This window comes from Clostridium sp. AM34-9AC, assembly GCF_003480225.1.
GTDB lineage: Bacteria > Bacillota > Clostridia > Lachnospirales > Lachnospiraceae > Acetatifactor > Acetatifactor acetigignens.
The window spans coordinates 1-8279 of sequence record NZ_QUIU01000005.1; the positions used below are offsets into that span (position 1 = coordinate 1).

The 8279-nt window shown below is 47.8% G+C and carries 8 protein-coding genes; 7 read left to right on the forward strand and 1 reads right to left on the reverse strand.

Annotated elements, in window-relative coordinates; genetic code table 11:
- Positions 1-83: 83 nt before the first annotated feature.
- Together DW835_RS04150 and DW835_RS04155 are read left to right on the forward strand one after the other, a co-directional pair.
- On the forward strand, positions 84-1883 hold the full coding sequence (locus DW835_RS04150; protein ID WP_118730746.1) for a B12-binding domain-containing radical SAM protein: 1800 nt from the start codon (positions 84-86) through the stop codon (positions 1881-1883).
- An 82-nt stretch (positions 1884-1965) separates the two neighbouring features.
- A complete protein-coding gene (locus tag DW835_RS04155; RefSeq protein WP_118730747.1) occupies positions 1966-2712 on the forward strand; it encodes a 3'-5' exonuclease in 747 nt (248 codons plus the stop codon).
- On the opposite strand, the gene DW835_RS04160 is transcribed toward DW835_RS04155, so the two are convergent.
- Complete coding sequence (locus DW835_RS04160; protein ID WP_118730748.1) at positions 2654-3304, reverse strand: hypothetical protein; 651 nt, start codon at positions 3302-3304, stop codon at positions 2654-2656. The two genes, DW835_RS04155 and DW835_RS04160, sit on opposite strands and share 59 nt — an antisense overlap.
- 218 nt (positions 3305-3522) lie before the next feature.
- On the opposite strand from DW835_RS04160, the gene DW835_RS04165 reads away from it, so the two are divergent.
- The 5 genes from DW835_RS04165 to DW835_RS18320 form a co-directional block, all read left to right on the forward strand.
- On the forward strand, positions 3523-4998 hold the full coding sequence (locus tag DW835_RS04165) for a VanW family protein (RefSeq protein ID WP_117465178.1): 1476 nt from the start codon (positions 3523-3525) through the stop codon (positions 4996-4998).
- A gap of 10 nt (positions 4999-5008) precedes the next feature.
- The gene (locus tag DW835_RS04170; protein ID WP_118730749.1) at positions 5009-6040 is read left to right on the forward strand and encodes an AIR synthase-related protein; all 1032 of its coding nucleotides are present in this window, start codon (positions 5009-5011) and stop codon (positions 6038-6040) included.
- Positions 6041-6104: 64 nt separating this feature from the next.
- Positions 6105-6587 carry an Lrp/AsnC family transcriptional regulator gene (locus tag DW835_RS04175; protein WP_118730750.1) on the forward strand — a complete coding sequence of 161 codons (483 nt, stop codon included), beginning with the start codon at positions 6105-6107 and terminating at the stop codon, positions 6585-6587.
- A complete protein-coding gene (locus DW835_RS04180) occupies positions 6584-7762 on the forward strand; it encodes an aminotransferase class I/II-fold pyridoxal phosphate-dependent enzyme (RefSeq protein ID WP_118538879.1) in 1179 nt (392 codons plus the stop codon). The genes DW835_RS04175 and DW835_RS04180 overlap by 4 nt, the downstream gene beginning before the upstream one ends.
- A gap of 248 nt (positions 7763-8010) precedes the next feature.
- Positions 8011-8279, forward strand: a 269-nt coding sequence (locus tag DW835_RS18320; RefSeq protein WP_279221263.1) for a TrmH family RNA methyltransferase, incomplete at its 3' end; no start/stop codon positions are given.

Consider the following 8279-nt stretch of genomic DNA (forward strand, 5'->3'; position numbering starts at 1 on the left):
TCTGGAGTGCTGACCAAAAGCGTTTTGTCTACAGTCTGAGGAATTGTGGTGACACAATTCTTTTTTCTTAGTATAATAAACCCATGAAATTCTTATTAACAGCTATTAATGCAAAATTCATACATTCCAATCCCGCCATATACAGCCTGCGGGCCGGTGCGGGAGAAAAGTTACAGCCCTATGTGGAACTGGCGGAGTTCACCATCAATGAGTCTCTGGAAAGTATTCTGGAGGGGATCTGGAAGCGTCAGCCAAAGGTAATAGGATTTTCCTGTTATATCTGGAACTGGAAGCTGATCCGGGAAATTCTGACGGAACTGCCGAAGATCCTGCCGGATACGGAGATCTGGCTGGGAGGACCGGAGGTTACCTATGACGGTCCGGGGCTTTTAAGAGAGTTCCCTCAGGTTACCGGAATCATGGTGGGAGAAGGAGAAGTCACGTTCCGGGAAGTACTGGAACAATATCTGCGGGAGGCAGAAACGGCCGGACAGTCCGAACAACAACCCGAATCCGACAGCACAGAACAGCAGGTAGCAGACCGAAGGGGAACAGTTGCAGGAAAGTCTGTGGTAGAACGTTTCGGACAGATTACGGGATTATGTCTTGCTTCCGGTTATACGGCACCCAGAGACCTGACAGATCTGACCACATTGCCGTTCCTCTATGAGAACATGGAACCCTTTACGAACCGGATCATCTATTATGAGACCAGCAGAGGATGTCCCTACCGGTGTAGCTATTGTCTATCCTCCATAGATAAGAAGGTAAGACTACGTGACATAAGTGTCGTAAAGAGAGAACTTCAGTTTTTTCTGGACCAAAACGTGAAACAGGTGAAGTTTATTGACCGTACCTTTAACTGTGACCACAAACATGCCATGGAGATCTGGCAGTATATTTACGAACATGACAATGGTGTCACTAACTTCCATTTCGAGATTTCTGCGGACATTTTGCGCGAAGAAGAGATCGCATTGTTGAACCGCTTCCGTCCGGGACTGGCACAGCTGGAGATCGGGGTGCAGTCTACGAATCCGGAGACAATACGAGCTATTCACCGTGTCATGGATGTGGACAAGCTGGAGAAAATTGTGGCGGCCATTCACAGAGGACAGAATATTCATCAGCATCTGGATCTGATCGCGGGTCTTCCTTTTGAAGATTATGAGAGCTTCGGCAGATCCTTTGACAGGGTGTATGCAATGCAGCCGGAGCAGTTACAGTTAGGCTTCCTGAAGGTGTTGAAGGGCTCGGATATGCATGAGCATGCACAGGAGTACGGAATCCGCTATCTGGAACAGCCGCCCTATGAAGTGTTGTATACGAACTGGATCAGCTATGGAGAGATCCGGAGGCTGAAACGGATCGAAGAGATGGTAGAGCTATATTATAACAGCGGCCAGTTTACTCATACCCTGCCTGTATTGGAAAAAGCATTTTCCGGTCCCTTTGCCATGTATGAGGCGCTGGCGGATTATTATCAGGAGCAGGGATATTTTACCAACAGTCCGGCCAGAGCTTACAGATATCAGATCTTATTGGAGTTCGCAGCGATGAAAGATCCGGCCAACCGTGAGATTTACAGAGAACTTCTGACTTATGATATGTATCTTCGGGAGAACCTGAAGAGCAGGCCTGCGTTTGCGGCAGAGATCACGGAAGAGGAAAAACAGGATATCCGCCGTTTTTACCAGACGGAAGAGCAGGAGAGACATTATCTTTCTGCCTATGATCAGTATGACTGGAAACAGCTAAGCCGAATGACACACTTAGAACCGTTCCGGTATCCGGAACCCCATTACGTGTTGTTTGATTATCAGGAGAGGAATCCGCTCAATTATGAAGCCAAGGTGCAGGTGATCGGGTATCCGATATTATAAGTACAGGAGAAGCTCGGTTCATAAGAATTGAGGTAGGCAGTCAGAATATATCGGAAGTATTGCGGAAGGATAAGAAAATAGTATGTATGACACTTATGTCAGTATAGATTTGGAGACCACGGGCCTGAATCCCAAGAGAGATCGGATCATAGAGATCGGTGCAATCCGTGTGGAGCAGGGACAGATTGTGGAAGAAATTTCTACGTTTGTGGATCCGGGGCGGAAATTGGAAGAACGGATCACAGAACTTACGGGAATCCGGGACGAAGACCTTGCGGATGCACCTCAGCTGGATGAGGTTTTTCCAAAATTATTGGAATTTATGGGAGAATTACCGTTGCTGGGACACAGCATTTTGTTTGATTATTCTTTTTTGAAAAAAGCGGCAGTGGACCGGAAGATTACTTTTGAGAGATCGGCGGTGGACACTTTGCAGGTCGCCCGGAAATATCTGCCGGAACTGCCTCATCGTAATCTGGGGTATCTATGTCAGTATTATGAGATCCCGCATCATGCACACCGGGCTCTGGAGGATGCGAAAGCCACGGACCGGTTGTTCCGAAAGCTGGCAGAATTGTTTTATCAGGAGGAAACCGGTGGACAGGCATCGACAGAATCCGTCGAAAAGAAAGCAAACAATAATCTGTTTGAGCCGCAGCCATTACATTTTCAGGTAAAAAGAGATACGCCCGCGACGAAACCGCAAAAAGAGCGGTTATATCGTCTGGCAGAGCAGCATAAGATAACTTTGGAGGTCAATGTGGAAAAGCTTACCCGCAGTGAGGCGAGCAGGCTTGCGGATAAGATTCTTGCAAAGTACGGACGATAGAATTACGTAAAGCGGAACGCAGTTCTTCCGCACGGAGAATCAGATCGGCAATTTTGTCATATTCCTCCCGGCTGGCATAGATTTTAGCCAGCGCATAGTAAGTATGGCTGACGTCGGTGCCGATGGAGACGGCATACGCGAGAACCGTTTCCGCATCTTCTGTCAGACCGGATTCCAGAAGCAGATCGGCCCATTGCTGCAGAGTACGTACCAGTACGGTGTAATTCTGATCATACTGGGACAGCGGTGTAATGTTCGCAGTGCCGTATTCCAACTTGAGGTCGGTGTTGGTGAAGCCTGTGAGATTTACGATCGGCTGTGTGGATAGATAGGTCAAAAGCTCCTTATATTCCCGGGCTTTTTCATCCTCCGACAGAGCATTCATGGGAAGTTTTTCCAGAGGAATCTTTACATAATCCAGACCATCAAGGGGTTTTTTGCGGACAGAGTTGGCCCTTTTTTCCCGGTCCCAGAATTCCTGCTCTTTCTTCTCGGTAAGGGCTCGCTGACGACGTGTATTCTGTGCCACAACAAGGATGGTATACACGAAAACAATAAATATGAATAAACTTGCCAAAAACTTTAAACTCATATATAATATCCTTTCAGAGTAAAAGTGATTTTTGAAGCATTTATGGAGGTTTTTACTATGTTTAATATGAATAATAAAAAAGTAAAACAGCGAATCTCCGCAGCTATCATCGTGCTGCTTGTGATTGCTATGATCGTACCTACTATAACATCTATTTTCTACTAATTCAACTGCGGATGGAACAGTAGATGTGCCCGAAGGAAGGGCAGAGGAGTATTATGAATAAATATCGTAAGGGGTTTTACGGCATTCTGTTATTGACTTTGACAATGCTGTTCGGAATGACAGCGCAGGCCAAGACAGATGATACTATTAAGACAGGAATTTATGCCGGGGATGTGGAACTATCCGGAATGACGGCACAGGAAGCAACAGCGGTTATCGAAGAACATATCGAAAGTCTGAAGGATGTGGAGATCACACTGCTTGCGGCAAATGATCACGATGTGACCACCACAGCCGGAGATCTGGGTGTGACCTGGAAAAATCCTGAGCTGGTGCAGGAAGCATTGGAACTGGGGACACATGGAAATGTTATTGAGCGTTACAAGATCCTGATGGATCTGCAGCATGAAAATTACGTATATCCCATTGAACTGGATTTTGACTTACAGGCGATCAACGATCTGCTGACCAGATGCACTAAGTATGATCAGGAAGCCATCAACGTCTCTCTGAAGCGGGACGGCGGTAAATTTACCGTAGTGGAAGGTCAGACCGGATATGTGTTGGATGTGGAGAAATCTATCGATGCGGTATATGACTATCTGACAGAAGAATGGAATCATGAGGCCTGCAGCATTCCTTTGGAGATCGTAGTGGATGAGCCGAAGGGAAGTGCTGAGGAACTGGCACAGGTAACGGATGTATTGGGAAGCTTTACCACATCTTATAAGACATCCGGATCCTCCAGAAGTGCAAATGTGGCGAACGGCTGCAGTCTGATCAACGGAACGACTCTGTATCCGGGAGAAGAATTTTCTACTTATAAGACGGTATCTCCTTTTTCCGTGGCGAACGGCTATTACATGGCGGGTTCTTATGTCAGCGGAAAAGTGGTAGACAGTCTGGGCGGCGGTATCTGCCAGGTATCCACTACCCTGTACAATGCAGTATTACTTGCGGAGCTGGAAGTAACGGAACGTTATAATCATTCCATGATCGTAGGCTATGTGGATCCTTCCGCAGATGCAGCGATCGCGGAGAGCTCCGGCAAAGATTTTAAGTTTGTAAATAATACAGATGCACCGATCTACATAGAAGGCTATACGCATGACAAGCAGATCACGTTTAACATCTATGGCAAGGAGACCAGAGCTGCCGGACATTCGGTACGTTATGAAAGTGAAGTGCTGGAGACGATCACACCCCCTGCGGATCAGATTTATGCGGATGCCGGTCAACCCATCGGTTATATCGTAACAGAGAGTGCGCATATCGGCTATAAGGCAAGACTGTGGAAGATCACGATGGAAAACGGTGTAGAGGTCAGCAGAGAACAGGTCAACAGCAGTACTTATAAGATGGTGCCCCGCAGTGCCACTGTGGGAACCGCTACATCGGATCCTCAGGCGTATGAAGAGATCATGGCAGCTATCAGTACAGCGAATATTGACCATGTGAAAAATGTGGCAGCAGCGTTAAATGCAAGAGCAGCAGCGGCTGCTGGGCAGACAGAAATCGTAGACGACTAAAGGTGAGACAATGAACAGCGGTAAGGTACCCGTGAACGTCTTGAAACGTTCCGTTCTCAGACAACTGAAGAATAAAAGGTCGGAAATAGCAAATAGCGCAGGTCTGGGGGCAGACTGCGCTATTTTTGAGCCTTTTTCGGAGGGGCAGCTGGTAACCTGCGTTCAGGAAGGTGTCGTAGAACTTCAGTGTGAGAACGACCTGGCAGAGGCGGAGAGAGAGGATCCATCCGTGATGCCTATGCGTCGTTTTTTCCAGAAATGTGCCAACAATCTGGCAACTGCCGGTGCAGAGCCCGTGGCAGCGGAATTGGTGATCTTCCTGCCGGAGAGCGTGGAAGAACCGGAATTGAAAGCACTGATGTCCGAAGCGGAAGGTATTGCCGCGGAGTTAAACATACAGATTATCGGCGGACAGACCAGAGTAAGTTCCGCGGTACGGCAGCCCCTGGCCACGGTGACCGGATATGGCATCCGCAAGACCGGTGCGGTGCAGATGGATGTGCGGAAGAAGCTGGCGGGTCAGGAGATCATTATTACCAAGTGGATCGGCCTGGAAGGCACCGCAGATCTGGCGGCCCGGAACCAGGAAGGACTCCTGACGAGATACCCGGCGTATCTGGTGGAAGAAGCTGCGGCGTTTGACCGGTATTATTCTATTTTGCCGGAGGCCGCTACCGCCGTGAAGTCCGGCGGTTGTACCATGCATGATATTTCCGAAGGCGGTGTATTTGCAGCGCTGTGGGAGATGGCAGAGGGTGCAGGTGTTGGACTGACAATAGATATGAAGAAACTTCCTCTCAGACAGGAGACAGTGGAAGTCTGTGAATACTGCAATGTGAATCCCTACGAACTGAGATCCGGCGGAAGCCTGATCATTGCAAGCCCGGAGGGAACTGCAGTGGTGGAAGCACTGGTGGCAGAGGGAATTCCGGCAGTGATCGTAGGAAGATTTACAGACAGTAATGAACGACTGATCCTGAATGAGGACGAAGTCCGTTATATGGATCGTCCTCAGAGAGATGAGATTTATAAGAATGTGTAAAATTTTGCAGTCATCCCTTATGTAAGGGAAAATGCAATATAAAAGTTATAAAGGAGATAGTGGCATGAGAGAAGAATTATTAGCGATCATAGAGAAGAACAGCAGGATCGATCTGAAGGAACTGGCTGTGATCCTGGGAGTGGAAGAGATCGATGTGGTAAATGAACTGGCAGCACTGGAAGCAGAAGGGATCATCTGCGGTTATCATACCCTGATCAACTGGGAGAAGACAGACATTGAAAAAGTAAGCGCTCTGATCGAGGTACGTGTAACTCCCCAGAGAGGCCAGGGCTTTGACAGTATTGCAGAGCGTATCTACAAATATCCTGAAGTACGCAGTGTGTATCTGATGTCCGGAGCGTATGATCTGATGGTCATTCTGGAGGGTAAGACCCTGCGGGAGGTATCTAATTTTGTATCTGACAAGCTGTCCACACTGGATTCCGTGCTGAGTACAGCAACGCATTTTATCCTGAAGAAATACAAGGATCACGGAACCGCATTTGCTGTAAAAAAAGAAGATGAAAGAGAGATGATCACCCCATGAGAAATCCATTAGCTGATAAAGTAGTGGATATCAAACCATCGGGTATCCGCAAATTTTTTGATATTGTAAGTGAGATGCAGGATGCAATCTCTCTCGGTGTGGGAGAACCGGACTTCGACACTCCCTGGCACATCCGGGATGAGGGCATCTATTCCCTGGAAAAGGGAAGAACCTTTTACACCTCCAATGCGGGTCTGAAGGATCTGCGTCAGGAGATCTGCAACACGATCCAGAGAAAACAGGGTGTAACCTATGACTGGCAGCACGAAGTGCTGGTAACGGTCGGTGGTTCCGAGGCTATCGACATCGGACTGCGTGCCATGTGTAATCCGGGAGACGAAGTGCTGATCCCCCAGCCCAGTTATGTATCCTATGAGCCCTGTGCGGTCCTGGCAGGAGCAACGCCGGTGATCATTGATCTGAAGGCGGAGAATGAATTCCGCCTGACTGCAGAGGAACTGGAAGCAGCGATCACGGACAAGACAAAAGTGTTGATCCTTCCTTTCCCGAACAACCCTACCGGTGCCATCATGGAGAAGTCTGATCTGGAAGCCATTGCGAAAGTTATCGAAGAACATGACATTTTTGTTATGTCTGACGAGATCTATTCTGAGCTTACTTATAAAGAGAAGCATGTGTCCATCGTCAGCCTGCCCGGCATGAAGGAGCGTACCATTTACATTAACGGTTTCTCCAAGGCTTATGCCATGACCGGTTGGAGACTGGGCTATTGCTGCGGACCGGCTGCTATCATCCAGCAGATGACCAAGATCCATCAGTTTGCCATTATGTGTGCACCTACCACCAGCCAGTATGCGGCAGTGGAAGCACTGAAAAACGGAGATCCCGACATCGAGGAAATGCGCACGGCCTATAATCAGAGAAGACGCTTTCTGATGAATGCGTTTCGTGAAATGGGATTGGAATGCTTTGAGCCTTACGGCGCATTCTATGTATTCCCCTGCATCAAGGAATTCGGCATGACCAGTGAAGAATTTGCCACCCGTTTCCTGGAGGAGGAAAAAGTAGCTGCTGTACCCGGAACCGCATTCGGTGACAGTGGCGAGGGGTATCTTAGAATTTCCTATGCGTACTCCCTGGAGAAGCTGAAGATTGCCATCGGCAGACTGGGACATTTTGTAGAAAAATTAAGAGCAGAACAAAATAATAAATAAAGCATTTGTAACTATTCAGAGCCATGCAAAACTGCGTTCTGCGAATGCTTGCATTCAGGCAGATAAGCAGTTTTATATGGCGAAGTAACCACCATGAGCAAATAACATGCAAGCATGTTATTCAGGAAAGCTACGAAGTAGCGGTTTTGCGAATGGGGTTCTGAATAGTTACAAGCATTTTCAGTAACTATTCGGAACCATAGGCTGTAAGTGGTGCTGAATAGTTACTATGCTGTAGAGGATAAAATATGCATATTATATTACACCAGCCGGAGATCCCGGCAAACACCGGAAATATCGGAAGAACCTGTGTGGCTACCGGCACCAGCCTGCATCTGATCGAGCCGTTAGGCTTTCGTTTAAATGAAAAAGAGATCAAGAGAGCCGGTATGGACTACTGGCAGCATCTGGATATCACCAGGTATATGAATTTTCAGGAATTCCGGGAAATGCATCCCGGAGCGAAGATCTGGATGGCAACCACAAAAGCGCACCAGACCTACACCGATGCGAAATT

What these genes read in the sequence shown, in the direction of transcription:
- DW835_RS04150 (WP_118730746.1), top strand. Translation starts at nt 84, where the DNA reads ATGAAATTCTTATTAACAGCTATTAATGCAAAATTCATACATTCCAAT.
- DW835_RS04155 (WP_118730747.1), top strand. Translation starts at nt 1,966, where the DNA reads ATGTATGACACTTATGTCAGTATAGATTTGGAGACCACGGGCCTGAAT.
- DW835_RS04160 (WP_118730748.1), bottom strand. Translation starts at nt 3,304, where the DNA reads ATGAGTTTAAAGTTTTTGGCAAGTTTATTCATATTTATTGTTTTCGTG.
- DW835_RS04165 (WP_117465178.1), top strand. Translation starts at nt 3,523, where the DNA reads ATGAATAAATATCGTAAGGGGTTTTACGGCATTCTGTTATTGACTTTG.
- DW835_RS04170 (WP_118730749.1), top strand. Translation starts at nt 5,009, where the DNA reads ATGAACAGCGGTAAGGTACCCGTGAACGTCTTGAAACGTTCCGTTCTC.
- DW835_RS04175 (WP_118730750.1), top strand. Translation starts at nt 6,105, where the DNA reads ATGAGAGAAGAATTATTAGCGATCATAGAGAAGAACAGCAGGATCGAT.
- DW835_RS04180 (WP_118538879.1), top strand. Translation starts at nt 6,584, where the DNA reads ATGAGAAATCCATTAGCTGATAAAGTAGTGGATATCAAACCATCGGGT.